Annotated in this window: 17 protein-coding genes; 8 read left to right on the top strand and 9 right to left on the bottom strand. The window is 44.4% G+C overall.

Annotation, left to right across the window (positions count from 1 at the left end; genetic code table 11):
- Nucleotides 1–28 precede the first annotated feature (28 nt).
- The 4 genes from sucC (at nucleotide 29) to lhgO (ending at nucleotide 3,635) form a co-directional block, all read left to right on the top strand.
- Nucleotides 29–1,195 carry an ADP-forming succinate--CoA ligase subunit beta gene (sucC, locus tag ACXAH2_RS03090; RefSeq protein ID WP_475076605.1) on the top strand — a complete coding sequence of 389 codons (1,167 nt, stop codon included), beginning with the start codon at nucleotides 29–31 and terminating at the stop codon, nucleotides 1,193–1,195.
- 2 nt (nucleotides 1,196–1,197) lie between these two features.
- Entirely contained in the window at nucleotides 1,198–2,070 is an 873-nt protein-coding gene (sucD, locus tag ACXAH2_RS03085) for a succinate--CoA ligase subunit alpha (protein ID WP_353668934.1), read from the top strand.
- 14 nt (nucleotides 2,071–2,084) lie between these two features.
- On the top strand, nucleotides 2,085–2,354 hold the full coding sequence (locus ACXAH2_RS03080; RefSeq protein ID WP_475076602.1) for a cysteine-rich CWC family protein: 270 nt from the start codon (nucleotides 2,085–2,087) through the stop codon (nucleotides 2,352–2,354).
- A gap of 66 nt (nucleotides 2,355–2,420) precedes the next feature.
- The gene (lhgO, locus tag ACXAH2_RS03075; protein WP_475076600.1) at nucleotides 2,421–3,635 is read left to right on the top strand and encodes an L-2-hydroxyglutarate oxidase; all 1,215 of its coding nucleotides are present in this window, start codon (nucleotides 2,421–2,423) and stop codon (nucleotides 3,633–3,635) included.
- Nucleotides 3,636–3,891: 256 nt separating this feature from the next.
- On the opposite strand, the gene ACXAH2_RS03070 is transcribed toward lhgO, so the two are convergent.
- The 6 genes from ACXAH2_RS03070 to ACXAH2_RS03045 form a co-directional block, all read right to left on the bottom strand.
- Complete coding sequence (locus ACXAH2_RS03070) at nucleotides 3,892–4,659, bottom strand: MipA/OmpV family protein (protein WP_475076598.1); 768 nt, start codon at nucleotides 4,657–4,659, stop codon at nucleotides 3,892–3,894.
- A 324-nt stretch (nucleotides 4,660–4,983) separates the two neighbouring features.
- Nucleotides 4,984–6,426 carry a S41 family peptidase gene (locus ACXAH2_RS03065; protein ID WP_475076596.1) on the bottom strand — a complete coding sequence of 481 codons (1,443 nt, stop codon included), beginning with the start codon at nucleotides 6,424–6,426 and terminating at the stop codon, nucleotides 4,984–4,986.
- Between the two features lie 318 nt (nucleotides 6,427–6,744).
- Nucleotides 6,745–7,194: a nucleoside-diphosphate sugar epimerase/dehydratase gene (locus ACXAH2_RS03060; protein ID WP_475076594.1), complete on the bottom strand. Its 450-nt coding sequence runs from the start codon at nucleotides 7,192–7,194 to the stop codon at nucleotides 6,745–6,747.
- Nucleotides 7,194–7,877 (bottom strand): response regulator, encoded by a 684-nt coding sequence (locus tag ACXAH2_RS03055; RefSeq protein WP_475076593.1) that lies wholly within the window; start codon nucleotides 7,875–7,877, stop codon nucleotides 7,194–7,196. Before ACXAH2_RS03055 ends, ACXAH2_RS03060 begins: the two co-directional genes overlap by 1 nt.
- Nucleotides 7,874–9,493, bottom strand: coding sequence for an ATP-binding protein (locus tag ACXAH2_RS03050; protein WP_475076591.1), 1,620 nt, complete (start codon nucleotides 9,491–9,493; stop codon nucleotides 7,874–7,876). Before ACXAH2_RS03050 ends, ACXAH2_RS03055 begins: the two co-directional genes overlap by 4 nt.
- Before the next feature lie 120 nt (nucleotides 9,494–9,613).
- Nucleotides 9,614–10,957, bottom strand: coding sequence for a 2-hydroxycarboxylate transporter family protein (locus ACXAH2_RS03045; protein WP_475076589.1), 1,344 nt, complete (start codon nucleotides 10,955–10,957; stop codon nucleotides 9,614–9,616).
- Nucleotides 10,958–11,110: 153 nt separating this feature from the next.
- Between ACXAH2_RS03045 and ACXAH2_RS03040 the strand changes: the two genes are divergently transcribed.
- Nucleotides 11,111–11,596 carry an arsinothricin resistance N-acetyltransferase ArsN1 family B gene (locus ACXAH2_RS03040; RefSeq protein ID WP_475076587.1) on the top strand — a complete coding sequence of 162 codons (486 nt, stop codon included), beginning with the start codon at nucleotides 11,111–11,113 and terminating at the stop codon, nucleotides 11,594–11,596.
- A 33-nt stretch (nucleotides 11,597–11,629) separates the two neighbouring features.
- Nucleotides 11,630–12,157 (top strand): DinB family protein, encoded by a 528-nt coding sequence (locus ACXAH2_RS03035; RefSeq protein WP_475076586.1) that lies wholly within the window; start codon nucleotides 11,630–11,632, stop codon nucleotides 12,155–12,157.
- 35 nt (nucleotides 12,158–12,192) lie between these two features.
- On the opposite strand, the gene ykgO is transcribed toward ACXAH2_RS03035, so the two are convergent.
- The 3 genes from ykgO to ACXAH2_RS03020 form a co-directional block, all read right to left on the bottom strand.
- Nucleotides 12,193–12,336 (bottom strand): type B 50S ribosomal protein L36, encoded by a 144-nt coding sequence (gene ykgO, locus ACXAH2_RS03030; RefSeq protein WP_013795806.1) that lies wholly within the window; start codon nucleotides 12,334–12,336, stop codon nucleotides 12,193–12,195.
- Nucleotides 12,337–12,600, bottom strand: coding sequence for a type B 50S ribosomal protein L31 (locus ACXAH2_RS03025; RefSeq protein WP_475076584.1), 264 nt, complete (start codon nucleotides 12,598–12,600; stop codon nucleotides 12,337–12,339).
- A gap of 187 nt (nucleotides 12,601–12,787) precedes the next feature.
- Nucleotides 12,788–13,480, bottom strand: coding sequence for a LysE family translocator (locus tag ACXAH2_RS03020; RefSeq protein ID WP_475076582.1), 693 nt, complete (start codon nucleotides 13,478–13,480; stop codon nucleotides 12,788–12,790).
- A gap of 81 nt (nucleotides 13,481–13,561) precedes the next feature.
- Between ACXAH2_RS03020 and ACXAH2_RS03015 the strand changes: the two genes are divergently transcribed.
- Together ACXAH2_RS03015 and ACXAH2_RS03010 are read left to right on the top strand one after the other, a co-directional pair.
- Nucleotides 13,562–14,458: a LysR substrate-binding domain-containing protein gene (locus tag ACXAH2_RS03015; RefSeq protein WP_475076580.1), complete on the top strand. Its 897-nt coding sequence runs from the start codon at nucleotides 13,562–13,564 to the stop codon at nucleotides 14,456–14,458.
- A 263-nt stretch (nucleotides 14,459–14,721) separates the two neighbouring features.
- On the top strand, nucleotides 14,722–15,975 hold the full coding sequence (locus ACXAH2_RS03010; protein WP_475076578.1) for a sarcosine oxidase subunit beta family protein: 1,254 nt from the start codon (nucleotides 14,722–14,724) through the stop codon (nucleotides 15,973–15,975).
- Nucleotides 15,976–15,977: the final 2 nt, after the last annotated feature.

Raw genomic sequence — 15,977 nt, 5'->3', positions numbered from 1 at the left:
CAATCATTCAGATGAGCGGAAGAATCAAATGAACCTACATGAATATCAGGCTAAACAGCTTTTCGCTGAATACGGCCTGCCAGTATCGACAGGGTACGCAGTAGATGCGCCAGAAGAGGCGGTCGAAGCTGCGAAAAAAATTGGTGGCGACAAGTGGGTTGTTAAAGCTCAAGTTCACGCAGGTGGCCGAGGTAAAGCGGGCGGTGTAAAACTTGTTGATTCTTATGACGAAGTAAAAGCTTTTGCGGCTAACTGGTTAGGTAAAAACCTAGTTACTTACCAAACAGACGCTAATGGTCAGCCAGTTGCTAAGATTCTAGTTGAGTCTTGCACTGACATCGCAAACGAATTGTACCTAGGTGCTGTTGTTGACCGTTCGACTCGTAAAGTGGTTTTCATGGCCTCTACTGAAGGTGGTGTGGAAATCGAGAAAGTTGCGGAAGAAACGCCAGAACTTATCCATAAAGCCATCATTGATCCGTTAGTCGGTGCACAACCTTACCAAGCGCGTGAAATGGCATTCAAAATGGGTCTAAACCCAACTCAAATCAAGCAGTTCACTAAGATCTTCCTTGGTTTGTCACAAATGTTCCACGACTACGACTTTGCCCTACTAGAAATCAACCCTCTAGTCATCACTGACGAAGGTAACTTGCACTGCTTAGACGGTAAGATCAACATCGACAGCAACGCGGTATACCGTCAGAAGAAAATGCAAGAGTTCCACGACCCATCTCAAGAAGATGAACGTGAAGCACATGCGGCTCAGTGGGAACTTAACTATGTTGCACTAGACGGTAACGTAGGTTGCATGGTCAACGGTGCCGGCCTAGCAATGGGTACCATGGACATCGTAAACCTACACGGTGGTAAGCCAGCTAACTTCCTAGACGTTGGTGGCGGCGCGACGAAAGAGCGTGTAGCGGAAGCATTCAAAATCATCCTTTCTGACAGCAATGTTAAAGCCGTTTTGGTTAACATCTTCGGTGGTATCGTACGTTGTGACATGATCGCAGAAGGTATCATTGGTGCGGTTGAGCAAGTTGGTGTAAACGTACCTGTTGTTGTACGTTTGGAAGGTACTAACGCAGAGAAAGGCCGTGAAGTTCTAGCTAACTCTGGTCTAGACATCATTGCTGCAACAAGTCTAAAAGACGCAGCTGAACAAGTTGTTAAAGCTGCGGAGGGCAAATAATAATGTCTGTCTTAATTAACAAAGATACGAAAGTCATCTGTCAGGGTTTTACTGGCGGACAAGGTACGTTCCACTCTGAGCAAGCGATTGCTTACGGAACGAAAATGGTTGGTGGTGTAACGCCTGGTAAAGGCGGTCAAACTCACCTAGGTCTTCCTGTGTTCAACACAGTGAAAGAAGCAGTAGAAGAAACAGGCGCGGAAGCTTCTGTTATCTACGTTCCAGCTCCTTTCGTTAAAGACTCTATCCTAGAAGCCGCTAACGCTGGTATCAAGCTGATCGTTTGTATCACTGAAGGTGTACCAACGCTTGATATGCTTGATTGTAAAGTTAAATGTGACGAGCTAGGTGTTCGCCTAATCGGTCCTAACTGCCCAGGTGTGATCACACCAGGTGAATGTAAGATCGGTATCATGCCAGGTCACATCCACTTGCCAGGTAAAGTCGGTATCGTATCTCGTTCTGGTACTTTGACTTACGAAGCGGTTAAGCAAACAACGGATGCTGGTTACGGTCAATCTACTTGTGTTGGTATCGGTGGTGATCCAATCCCAGGTACTAACTTCATCGACGTTCTAGAAATGTTCCAGAACGATCCACAAACCGAAGCCATCGTTATGATCGGTGAAATCGGTGGTACAGCGGAAGAAGAAGCGGCTGCTTACATCAAAGCAAACGTAACTAAGCCTGTTGTGTCTTACATTGCTGGTGTTACTGCACCTGCTGGTAAGCGTATGGGTCACGCTGGTGCGATTATCTCTGGCGGTAAAGGTACAGCTGACGAGAAATTCGCAGCGCTACAAGACGCTGGTGTTAAAACGGTTCGTTCTCTTGCTGACATAGGTTCAGCATTGAAAGAGATCACTGGCTGGTAAGCGAAAGTGCTTTTTTGATCATCATTGATGATAAAATCCTCGCCATTGGCGGGGATTTTTTTTGCGAGAATATTATGTCGGAATGCCCATTTTGTCAGCAAGATGCTGCTTGTGGCCTAGAAAAAGAACAACAATGTTGGTGTTTTGTAGAATCTATTCCTCAGCAAATGTTGGATTTATTACCAACAGAAGCACAGGGCGTAGCTTGTGTTTGTCACAATTGCATACGTTTATATTTAGACAACCCAGACCTTTTTCGATTTGCCTACAGGGTAAAAAAATAAAATAACTTATCACCAAATTGAATTTTATGAACAATAATAAAGTATTCAGACTGGGAGGTTTACGGAATGTTTCAAAAGTCTCTGTACGATATTGCAGTCATAGGTGGCGGTATTGTGGGCTTATCCACGGCGTGGCAGTTACAAACGCGTTATCCAAAATATCGAATTTTATTGATAGAGAAAGAGGCGCAAGTCGGTTTGCATCAAACGAGTCATAACTCTGGTGTGATTCACTCTGGTGTCTATTATGCACCGGGTTCGCTTAAAGCCGATTTCTGCTTTCGCGGTGCAAAAGACACCAAAGCTTTCTGCCGTGAACACGGTATTGATTATGAAGAGTGCGGAAAATTGTTGGTTGCCACCAATGAGGTGGAAGTTGAGCGAATGTTGGTTTTGTATAAGCAATGTCGTGAAAATGGTTTAAAGGTAGAATTACTTGATGCAGCGGAATTAAAGCGCCGGGAGCCAAATATTAAAGGCGTTGCCGCAATGCATGTGCCCACTACAGGTATAGTGAATTATCAGCAAATTTGCCTAAAATTGGCTGAGTTATTTAAGCATGCGGGTGGTGCCTTGATGTTAGAAAGTGAAGTGGTGGATTTGGAAGAACACAATCATTATGTTGACATCAAATTAAAAAAAGGTCGTTTACCGGTCGATTTTCTGGTCAGTTGTGGTGGCTTAATGGCTGATCGATTGAGTAAAATGCTGAACATACCCACGGACTTTCAAATTATTCCTTTTCGTGGTGAGTATTATCAATTACCCGCACATCACAATAATATTGTGAAGCACCTCATTTACCCTATTCCCGATCCTGATTTACCTTTTCTTGGGATTCACCTGACTCGTAGGATGGATGGCTCGATAATGGTTGGTCCGAATGCAGTACAAAGCTGGAAGCGAGAAGGGTATGGTCGCATTAATTTTAGTGTAAAAGATGTGGCTGAGATGTTGTCTTTTCCTGGTTTCTGGTGGTTACTCAAAACCTATTGGAAAACCGGTCTCATTGAGACGAAAAATTCTTGGTTTAAATACGGTTATTTACAGCAAGTACGCAAGTATTGTGATGCGATTAAATTGAAAGATTTACAACCTTATCCCTCTGGAGTTCGTGCACAAGCTGTGATGAAAGATGGTTCATTGGTACATGACTTCCTGTTTGCTAATAGTAAGCGCACTTTACATGTCTGCAATGCGCCTTCTCCTGCCGCAACCAGTGCCTTCCCCATTGGCGCTTACATTGCTAATAAAGTCGATGACCAAATGACGACTATTTAGTGGATGATGGCTAGTGAAAGAGAGCTGGTTCGACTCTTTGTTAAGGATAAGTGTCAGCAATGTAAAGGCATGCCAGCATAGGTTTGCTGAGGTTTGGCGAAGACGCAGCAAGCAAACCAATTGGGCATACAGCAAATTTAGTGGTTTGCTGCAAAGACACAATGTGGATTTAACGCCTTTGCCAATTTGGATGCCTTTAACCTTCCCTTTTTCACCTTGAGGTCATCAAGCTTTCTTGATGACCGGAAACCGGGGCTTACCAGCGTTTAGCCACACCGATAATAATGGATCCCTCTCCAGTATGCCCAATCAGCGGACTTCGTTTGATATCGCTGGAATAGAAATCGTAGCGCGCCATTATTAAACCAAACCAGGTTTCACTGAACTGATACAGGGCTGTCAGATCCACAAAAGTTGTTAGGGTATCATTTGATGTATATTGGCTGCGGTCATTGTTTACCTCATGACTTTTTACCTCATATAAATAGCGACTTAATGCCGAGTTTCGATAAGTCACTCCGGTGCCTAAATCAACATTGAGTAAGTCAAACTGCGTGACATAGCCAACTTTGCTAGAAAGCGAATAGCCTTTATGGGAAGTGCCTGAAACATCCCCAAGCAGCTCGGATGAAAGGTAGAAGTTGTCATCGAGACGATAATTGATTCCTAACGTAGCATCGACACCGCTTTTTCGGTGGATGCCGTTAAAGATGATGGAGTCTTCTTGATCCGCATGAGAGTCACGATATTCAATAGCGGCACTCACTTCCGTCTTATCGGTTTCAAAAAAAGTATAGGACAACCCGTCCACGGCGATTTTGGCATTTTCAAACGAATAGGAGGCATAGGGTAGGAGTGCTATGTCACCATGATCGGTTTTCGCATAACCTGAAAAGTCACTTCCGACGATGATGCCTAAGGTAAATCCCTCAGATTCACCAATGCCCTGAAAAGCGGCTTGTGCTGTATTAACCGTGCCGAGGCTGGCCCCGAGTAAGCAAATAATGCGTGTCCATTGATTCATGAATTCAATCTCATCTGGTGTCTGTATTTGATGTTTATTTTAGAGAATCTAAAGATCTAAGATGTCTCATCGTGATGGGAAGAACAGTTTTAAAGGCAAGATGAGTCTTGGTGTCACTGAGCTTAACTGGCATCTTGTTTTGTTAATATTGATGGGTAGACTTTTTTCACATTTTTACTGCGCTATCTGCTATACCAAGTTGTGTGAGTATAGATAATCATTGTCACAAGAAAAAGGACTGATAATCAGTCCTTTTAGCGGTGTGTTGAGGAGAGATTGGGTCTCGTTAGGGCATTACGAGCAATGCTCAATTCAACTCAGCAATTAGGGACTCCCTGAAGTATCTTGATGAACTCTTTGAATTACCTGTTGCACGGGGTTGAGATTTCCACCAAATGGGTGTTTTGCATCAAACACCTCCAGCGGAATATCTGGTGTAATACCACGACCTTCCCAGAGGACACTGTTACTGTCAATATAGATTTCATTCGATATATTAAGTTGCCACCCATTGGGCAGGTGTTTGGTTAAAATGTCCGATAAAGCGCCACTGGTTGATTCGCCAATCTGCGTTACATTTGGTAAAGCTCGTAACGCTAAGACCATTACTTCACCACCACTGACTGTGGTTTCTGAGGTTAGTACATAAACCGGCCCTGAGAAGCGTTTTTCAGGTTCAGGGTAAGGGGTTACAAATATAGGATAGGGCGCTTGATGAAGTGCGTCATGTGCACGTTTTGAAAAAGCCAATTTAGCTTGGTCAGTAAAGCGTGCGGCGACATCTCTGGCTGGGAAATTATGTCCACCGTAGTTGACACTTAAGTCAAGGATCACTGCGGTAACCTGTCGCTCATTGAAAAGTGAAATGGCGTCATCAAGAATACTTTGTAACTCGGCTCTATCTTCCGCAGGATGTTCAGTCCCTTTGCCCGCATAATTGTAGGTGGCAAGGAATGCAATATAGCCGATATCGTCCGCAGTAATGCCATATTGGACCATGTTGTGGCCCGCCATTTTACCTTGGCCTTTGAGCACGTTTTGGCGAATGTCTTGCTGCCAATATTTTTGAATGAGTTTTTCCGTCATTTGATATGGCTGTATTTTTTGCTGTGCAGCCAATCGCGTAATTTCTGGTGTTAATTTGCCCCGCTTGGGGGAGTATCCGACGACGGTTCCATCTACTGTTCGCGACAAGCTTAAATGGGCATCGTTGAGGGGGTAGATCATGGCGGAAAGTAACTTAAATAATCTGTCATCATCAAGATCGTTAGAGATCTCTTGGCGCGCTTGTTTCACTGTGGCTTCCCAATCCACACGATATAAATCAAAAAAGGCATAGTGAGTACGCATCAGGCTGGCGAAAGCATTAAAAGTCGAGATTGGGTCGTCTGGGACAGTGATATTGCAACGCTCGGGAACTTGACTGACTCTTTGAAATTGAATTGCATAGGTTTCAAATGGCTCCGAAAAGTAGAGGTTTTGTCCATCTGTGCTGGTAATCAACTTTGCGTTGGGTACCTCATCCAGTGCATAAGATGAAAATGCGTTCGCAAGATTCTCATCAGCAATGCATATTTCGGGGGTTATATTATAAGCCTTGATTTCTGTTGAGTTGGCATCAATCAAATAGCCGTAACCATTGGATTGCCAGATCCCATGAAATTGCGGAGGTAATGTATCCTCTTTCGTGATAAAGGGTAAGTATATGCAAGCTGTGATGCATCCGCATAGACCTATCAATGCAATGAGTTTTATTGAATGGCGCATCTCTTCATCTCCAAAATGCTAACAAGTGTATTGAGTGAAAATCGATTTGGTGTGCCATTTTGCTGGATGGAAGAAAAGAAAGTGTCTCTTAAGGATATCTCGGACAATTAAGAGACATATCATGGGGATGAGTGTGGTTGTGTGATTTGTCTTTATGGACATATAGAGACATGCAGTATGCATACTATGGGAAAGTATCATGAGCAGAATGTTGATTCTGCTTTCTAAAAGCACTTTTGGTGATAACCGTCTCATATTTGAAGGTTATCTAGAAAGAAGAATAGGAGGCAAAATCAAGATCACAGACAATGAGTGCCGCTATTCAAAAAGTAAGCTCTGTTCACGTACTCTTTCTAATTGTTCATTAAGCGCTTGATCCAAACTTAGGGTTAAGACCTTAACCTTGGTTGCCAATATGCCTTGCCAGATGTTATCAGCAATCTGGATGGACTCCCCTTGGATTTGAATGATCAAATCCACTTGGTGTTTGGGCACTAATGCGGATATTTCACTGGGTGAATAAACGGTGGAACCCAACACCTTGGTACGATTATTCCATGGTTCATCGTCAATAAAGGCGACGATGCTGACGGGTCTGCCAACTTTGCCTTGCAGTAGGGCTTCTGCCAAGCAAAAACAGCGATAATCTATGCCAATAAAAAGCGTGTTCAGGGGACGTTGTTTGCCTTTAAACAGCGTACGCAGTTTGTTTGAAATGGTTTGAATGAGATGAGGGCACTTGGTCATGACATTATTTAAGACAGACATTATAGGGTCTTATTGTAACGCTGTTTAGGGCGGCCACCAGTCTTATAATCTAGTGTCATATTGACTTGACCTTGAGACTCTAAATATTCCAAATATCGGCGTGCAGTAATTCGGCTCAAGCTTACCGCTTCACCGATATCGTCCGCAGTGAAAGGCCCGTTGTCCATTTTTTTCAGATGTTTAAGCAACACCTCTAAGGTATTTTCGTCTATTCCTTTCGGGGTTTTACGGCTTTTATCTTGGCTGGATTTTTTGCGAAATAAAGCGTCGATATCTTGTTGATCGACTCTGTCCATTTTATTGATACGTTGCTTGAACTCAGTATAATCGGCCAAAGCTTGTTCAACCCTAGACATACGAATGGGTTTGACCAAATAATCCATTACGCCCAATTGAATGGCTTTTTCAATGGTTTTGGTTTCTCGTTCAGCCGTGGTCATGATGAAGCTTACATTGGGTAAGTCATGTTTAAGCCTTTGGATGAGCTGTAAGCCGTTACCATCGGGAAGACTAATATCTACCATGACCAACTCCGGCTGAAAGGCAGTAGCTTTGAGCTGCGCTTCGGCCAAGGACTCACAAACGGCCACCACATTGTATCCCGCTTGTTGATTAATGGTGGATTCAAGCACGTAGCTGGCTCTAAGGTCATCTTCCACAATCATTACTGCAATGCTGGTCATTTTTTTAACGCCTGTTTGTCCAAATATATACTAAATACAGTGGTATTTTCTTCGCTACGTTCCCAATCCAAACTGCCGTGAAATTGGTCGACGATTTTCTTCACCAGATAAAGTCCAATACCATTTTGCTCGGTATTGTGCTTGCTGCTTATGCCAAAGTCTAATATTCGACTTTCTAACTTGGCGTCCACACCGGCACCACTGTCTTCTACCTGTAGCATAATATGTGCATTACGGTCACTGATAAAGAGCTTAACGAAAGCCGCTCTCACATGCCGATTATGCCATGCCGCCAGCATGGCATTGTCAAGTAAATTGCCTAGCAGGGTGACCAAGGCTTCATTGATTTGCGGGGAATAAAGGCCGAGCTGACAATCGCTGTCGATCACTAACTCTAGCTGTAGGCCTTTTGCTTTATTATGCTTTGCAAAAATGAGTCCTGCGACGGCACTGTTTTCAATGGTTTGAATGATCTGGCGCAGCATGGCTTGGTCACCATCACTTTCTTGCTGCAAAAATTCTACCGCCTCTGGATAGTGTTCGGCTTGAAGCATGCCCGACAGCACATTCAGACGATTGGTATATTCATGGGTTTTGGCGCGCAGTAAGTCGGCGTAGTTTTTTGTGCTGGTGAGTTCTTGTTCGAGGGATTTCTCACCATGATCAGGGTAAAACACAATGACGTAACCAAAGGTATCTTTTGAATAGGCTAAGGGATAAAGCGTAGCGAGAAAATCCAGTTTACCGATACTGAAATGCTGTTGAATAATTTGACCTTGCGCTTCCAGTACAAAGTGAGAAAGGCTCTGTGAATAATGTTTCAATGATTTATTGATCACTTCATTTGGCGTGAGCGCTTTCATGGTCAGCCATTCCATTGCCATGCTATTGACGGCAGTAATTTGTTGTTCGTGATTGACCGCAATGATGCCATCACGAATGCTGTCGAGAATGAGTTCTTGTTCTTTAAACTTTTGAACAATTTCCTCAGGCTCAAGGGTTAAAAAAGTGCGTTTTAACTTGGCGATAAATATCATGGCGATTAATACGCCAATAAAATACAGTAGAATCACCAACCAAGCGGCTTCTTTTAGGTGTTGATAGATAAGCTCACTGGTGGTCTTGGATAAATAACCAACGCTGACGACACCAATAATCTTGTCTTGATCAAATATCGGTGTGAAGTTTCGTATGGCTTCTCCTAAAGACCCTTTTGCCACATTGGTGTAGCTTTGACCCAACTTTAGTGCGGGATAGATATCTTCACCTATAAAAGCTTGACCTACGCGCTTAGCTAAGGGGTGACTAAGACGAATAGCCTGATCATTCACCACAACAATGAAAGAGGCGTCGGTTTGTTCGCGAATGTCTTCCACATAGTTTTGTATATTGAGTGCCTGTCCTCGGTTGCTGTTTTTTACGGCTTTAATGACTTTGTCGTCATGGGCGATGATTCTTGCCAATTCCAATCCGCGTTGACTGATGTTGTCTAAATAGGTTGTGCGTAACACATAACCAAACGTGGCGGCTGCAGCGATAATGAGCAGTGTGATAGTGGATATGGTGATCAGAGCGAGATAGGACTTGAGCGTCATATTTGAGATAGGTTTTGACAAAAATAAAAGCCCAATTATAGCTCATTAAAACAGGCGACTAAAGCTGACAAAGAAAAGCGGAGGTTGAAAGGGTGATCAGAAGAGGGGCTGGAATCCCCCTCCCGATCAAGGGTGAACAGGTTAGGCGATTGATTGAACCACAATGGTGGCAAGGATCAACATGAAGGCACCGCCAATTCGTGAAGAAATTTGGGCAAATGGCATCAATTCCATACGTTTGCTGGCTGCTAGTACCGCAACATCGCCCGTGCCGCCCATATTGGCCATACACAAACCACCAGTAATCGCCGCTTCGATAGGGTAAAAGCCCATTAACCAACCGACTAAACCAGCACCAAGAATAGCGCCCATGACGGTAGTGAAGACTAAGAAGAAGTATAAAGGCGACAAAGCATCCATAATCTGGTTTAGATTTGTGTAAGCCACACCGATACCTACTAAAAGGGCAGGTGTTAAGTTACTTACAACAAATTTGTACCAAGAATGTGCAGCGTTCTCTAACGCTTTTGGCATGATGCCAGAGACCTTGATCAAGGCGATCGACAAGATCATCAAGGCATAAGTGTGCATACTGATAAAGCTAGAAAGAACCGTACCAACAAAGTACATGCTCATTGCTAACAAAGCGCCCACACCCAAAATCGTGACATTTAACGAGCTGCTTTCTTCGCTGTCATCAACCATGGCTTTTTGACCACGAATCAGTTGACCGTTACCAGTTAGGCTGGGTGCCATTTGACCGAGTTTGTTCAACAGGCCCGCCATAACAATAGCGATGGCATTACCAATAGCCAAGGCTGGAACCATTTGTGACATCAAGGTTTCTGCGTTCATGCCAGTTTTGCCAGACATGATTTCCACCAAAGGCACAGCACCTGCACCCATACCGCCACCCATAATTGGTAGCGCGATCAGCATCACAGAGTCATAGAAATCTTTGCTTAGCAGCATACCGACGACACCGGTAAGAACACAGGCAACAAAAGCGGAACCAAGAATTACAGGAATGTATTTTAGTGCGGCTTTTTTCAGGGTTTGCGTGTCCATTCCCAGAATTGAGCCAGTGACCAAACTGGCGACATAGAAGGCAAGGAAACCACCGCTTTTCATAAAGGTGGTGACATTTTCATCCGCTTTGGTCGGAAAGAAACCACTGTGAAAAATTTTCATAAAGGTGGTGACATTTTCATCCGCTTTGGTCGGAAAGAAACCACTGTGAAAAAGATAGGCTGAGCCAAAAATGACCACAATTGCACCACCACCAAAAAATTGGTTGATGATAGGTGTTCGGTCACCGATAAAGTTGAGTATGGCGCCGACAACCACCATAATGCCTAAAGCTCCAATCATGCCTCCTGGCATTTTTCCTGCAAAAGTTGCCATAAAAATAATAATGCCGGCAATGGCTAGAATAGCTTTGCTGATACGTTGGTCACGTACCGTCATGGTTTCGTTAATGATCATGTTTGACTCACTATTTTTTTGTTTGTTTTTTGAATAGCGCCGCAGTCTACCAAGCTTCTTCCCGAGCGGAAGTTCTGGAGACTTTAATGAAACTAAAGAAAGCTTTTGAAAGTTTTGTAATTCGTTTGAAGTGCCTTTTAAGAGGAATAGCTCATGATAAGAGATGTAATACCAATGGATGCCGAAGCTATTGTGGTCATCTATAACCATTATGTCGCCAATACCGTGGTGAGCTTTGAAGAAGAGACCCTTGATGCCAGTGATCTTTTACAAAGGATAGAGACGGTGCAAGCGGCTGGCTTACCTTGGTTGGTTTATGAAATGGATGGCGACATAGTGGGCTATGCTTATGCGACTCAATGGAAAGCCCGTTCAGCGTATCGATTTGTGGTTGAGGTCAGTGTGTATTTGCATGCTGAGCAGGGCGGAAAAGGCTTAGGGACAAAGCTCTATCAGGCATTATTTGAACGGCTCAAAGCCCAAGATTTACAAGCTGTGATTGGTTGTATCACTTTGCCGAATGCTCCCAGTGTGGCTTTACATGAAAAGTTTGGTATGCGAAAGGTTGGGCATTTTGAAAAAGTGGGGCGAAAATTTGATGCTTGGCACGACGTGGGCTACTGGCAAGTCATGCTTTAGCCTGAAAAGAATCTATAGCAGAGGGAACACCCAGTGAAAACACATTTGGCCTTATTGGCAGATTACAACCTGTGGATGAATAAGCAAATTTATCGTGCTGCAGCACAGCTTGAAGAAGAGCAATTAACCCAAGACAGAGGTGCATTTTTCTCTTCCATATTAGGCACTTTGAATCATAACTTGGTGGGAGACATTATTTGGCTGAAGCGATTTGCAAATCACCCTGACGCTCAGCTGGCGTTACAAGACATGCAAACTTACCCTCAACCAAGCCGCTTGGATGAAAGCCTCTATAGGCTTTTGGAGGATTGCCAACAAGCACGTCAAACACTCGATCAGCTTATCATCAATATGATTGCAGACTTATCGGATGCGTCACTCAAGCAATCACTCACTTATCACAACACAAAAGGCCAGCAAGCTAGTAAAGAGTTTGGTTTATTGCTGCTGCATTTCTTTAATCATCAAACGCATCATCGTGGCCAGCTCACCACTTTGTTGAGCCAAGCAGGCATCGATACCGGTGTTACCGATCTCTTGGCGTTAATTCCAAATCAATAAAATAGCCAGTGAGACGTCTCACTGGCTTGATTGCTTTATTTGCGTTTGCCGCCTTTGCCTTGTACGGCTTTAAAACGAGGGTTGTCTTTGCAGATGACAAACACACGACCGCGACGTTTCACCACTTGGCAATTTGGGTGGCGTTTCTTGGCACTTTTTAGAGAAGATAAAACCTGCATCTATTTGTTTCCTTTCAATTTACGATCACCAAAACGGCGTTTGAAGTTATGAACACGTCCTTCCAATTGCGCAGAGCGTTGCTGACCTGTGTAGAAAGGGTGTGATGCCGAAGACACATCAATAGAGTGATACGGATAAGTTTTACCGTCTTTCCATTCCAGAGTTTGGCTGGTTTTGATGGTCGATCCAATCAGAAAATACGTATCAGCACTGGTGTCATGGAAAATCACGGTTCGATAATCTGGGTGTATGTTAGCTCGCATAAAAAATCTCCTAAACTCGATTTATTGTTTTGTTATAACATATCAATTTTTTAATTAAAACATTAATGAGAATTATTTTCAATTATTACTAAGGCTGATCGGAAAGGCTTGAATACAAAAAGGTCTGAATTTAGAAAGGACTGAATTTAGAAAAGGCGTGGCTCATACCACGCCTTTCTATTGTTGTTTATTGACTGAGCAGCCTGCCACCAAACGCGACCAAAACGACCCCACAAACTCGCTCAATCCATTGCTTAAAAAGCGCAGCATTGCTCTTTACGTGTGAGGTGGTTAGTAACAAGGCCACCAAGGCGAACCAGATAAAATGAACCAGCGCGATATAAGATCCATAGGCGATGTTTAGCATCAAAGGGGCATCTAAAACGACCACCTGACTGTATAAAGAAACGATGAACAACATGGTTTTTGGGTTCAATGCGTTACAAGTAAAACCGCACCAAAAGGCCGAGCTTTTGTTACTCATGATACGCTTTGTTGGCTCTTTAGTCGGAGGCGTGTTCGCAGCGTACGGTTGAATACTTTCTTGTTTGATCGAGTATGGTTTAAGCCTGAAAACCAACCTTTTAATATCTGGCCAGAGTGCAGAAGCGCCTAACCAAATAAGATAGGTGGCGCCAAGCCAACGTAGTAACTCTAATAGCCAAGCATGATTCGCTAACACAATGCCAAGCCCGAGCAGGGTATAAGTGATGTGGACGCTGATCGCCATACCAATGCCCAGAGCGCACAGCACGCCTGCCCGTCTTCCTTGCAACAGAGACAGTTTTGACACCATGGCAAAGTCGGGTCCAGGGCTAATGACGGCTAATAGGGTAATCACCATGACGGAATAAAGTTCAAAATGATTCATAGAAAGCATGCTATTTTTCTCTTTTGTGTGAATAATATGATTATGAAATATTGATTGGTTCAATAAAAACGAAAAATAATGGTGAATATTGTGAGTAAAAATCACAGATATAGACAGCTTCCGCCTTTGAATGCTCTGCTGGCTTTTGAAGCGGCGGCACGATTACAGAGCTTCACCAAAGCCGCAGAAGAATTGCACCTGACACACGGTGCAATCAGCCGTGCTGTGGCGCAAATTGAAGAGCGCATCGGCGTGGCATTATTTAAGCGCCAGAATCGCAGAGTTTATTTAACCCTAGCAGGTCAGCGTTTGTTGAAAACCAGTCGTCAAACCTTGGATGCACTAACGGAAACAGTGGAAGAGATTCATCGTCATGATATCGATTCTCCCTTTTTAGTAGTGTCTTGTGAGCCCAGTTTGGCGATGCGTTGGCTAATGCCGCGATTGGGGCAATTTAAAACCCTTTGCCCAGAAATACACATTGATCTGCGTATGTCAGGTGGGCCGATTGATTTATTAGAGTCGGGCTGTGATCTTGCTATTCGACGCTTGGATTTTAGCGTCAAAGGCGATTATCAGATCACTAAGTTGTGTGCCGAGTTTGCTGGGCCTGTGTGCAGTGAAAGCTATTGGTTTGAGCAGATTCAGCAAGACCTCAATCAGGCGGATTGGCTGCACAGCAGAACACGCCCTCAAGCATGGCACGATTGGCTGTCGAGTCAAAAGGGCCACACTTGGCAGGCGCGTAATGAGCAATATTTTGATCACTTCTTTTATGCGTTGCAGGCAGCACAAGATCATCTTGGTATGGCAATTGGCTCAACGCCTTTGGTCTCTGATGACTTGCAAGCTCAGCGTTTGATTAGCCCGCTAGGATTGCAATCAACAGGCTATGAGTACGGTGTATTAACCTTAAATTCATTGGCTCAAGATCAAAGGATAAAACGCTTTACAGATTGGTTAATGGATTCCATGAATCCTGTTTGATCATTAACACCCATCGTCACTTTTCTGCTGAAACATTCCTATCCAGATGGTTCAAATAACGACTCGCTTTTGGGCGTGTCGTAATTTGTCATGCCTCGGACGCTCCCGAGCATAAGAATCACTATCTTTGATCTTATTATCAGGTCGAATCCTCGGTGCTATTTAGTCTGCGGTAGGCCAAGGCCTCATCGATACAGTGATAGGCCCATTATTTTGTACCACCCATGGCAGTTTTCAGACTGTCTTTGTAAGGAGCTGATTTGATGCAGCATTATTCAGGCTTTGGGTTGTTAAAGCACAGTTTTACACACCATGAAAACTGGCAACGGGTGTGGCGTAATCCAACCCCGAAAAAGAAATACGATGTCATCATAGTGGGTGGTGGCGGTCACGGTTTGGCAACAGCCTATTATCTTGCTAAAGAGTTTGGTGTGACCAATGTCGCGGTGATTGAAAAAGGCTTTTTAGGGGGGGGTAACACAGCACGAAACACCACCATAGTGCGCTCCAATTATCTTTGGGACGAAGCGGCGCACCTTTACGAACACGCCATGCAATTGTGGGAAGGCTTGTCGCAAGAACTCAACTACAACGTTATGTTTTCACAACGTGGCTGCTTGAACTTAGGTCATACTTTACAGGACATGCGCGACATTGAACGACGTGTTAATGCCAATCGTCTCAATGGTATTGATGGTGAAGTATTGGACGCCAAACAAGTGCAAGAAATCGTTCCGGTGTTAGATTGCTCTGAACATGCGCGTTATCCCGTCATGGGCGCGTCATGGCAGCCGCGTGCGGGTGTGGCCCGTCACGATGCGGTGGCATGGGGTTATGCCCGTGGTGCTGACGCCCATGGAGTGGACTTGATCCAACAAACCGAAGTGGAAGATTTAATCGTTGAAGACGGCACAGTTGTTGGTGTGAAAACAGCGCGCTATGGTGACATTCGGGCCGATCGCGTGGGCTGTGTGGTCGCCGGTAATTCCAGTGTGTTGGCCAACATGGCGGGCTTTAAACTGCCTTTAGAATCGCATCCATTGCAGGCGTTAGTGTCTGAGCCGATTAAGCCGATTTTGGATACCGTGGTCATGTCCAACCATGTGCATGGTTACGCCAGCCAATCAGACAAAGGAGACTTGGTCATTGGTGCGGGTATCGATGGTTACAACGGTTATGGTCAGCGCGGTTCCTTCCCAACCATTGAGCACACCATTCAAGCCATAGTGGAAATGTTCCCTGTGTTCAGTCGCGTGCGCATGAACCGTCAATGGGGTGGTATTGTGGATACTTGTCCTGATGCTTGTCCGATTATCAGTGAGACCCCGGTGAAAAACCTGTTCTTTAACTGTGGTTGGGGAACCGGTGGCTTTAAAGCGACACCAGGTTCAGGTCATGTGTTTGCAGCTTCCCTTGCAAAAGGGGAAATGCATGAGTTAGCCAAGCCATTTTCTATGTTTCGTTTTCATAATGGCGCGCTGGTGGATGAACACGGTGCCGCCGGTGTGGCGCATTAATT

Source organism: Marinomonas sp. ABL3_031 (assembly GCF_056161265.1).
The sequence above is the reverse complement of the archived record's forward strand: the minus strand, read 5'-3'. Positions and strand labels throughout refer to the sequence as shown.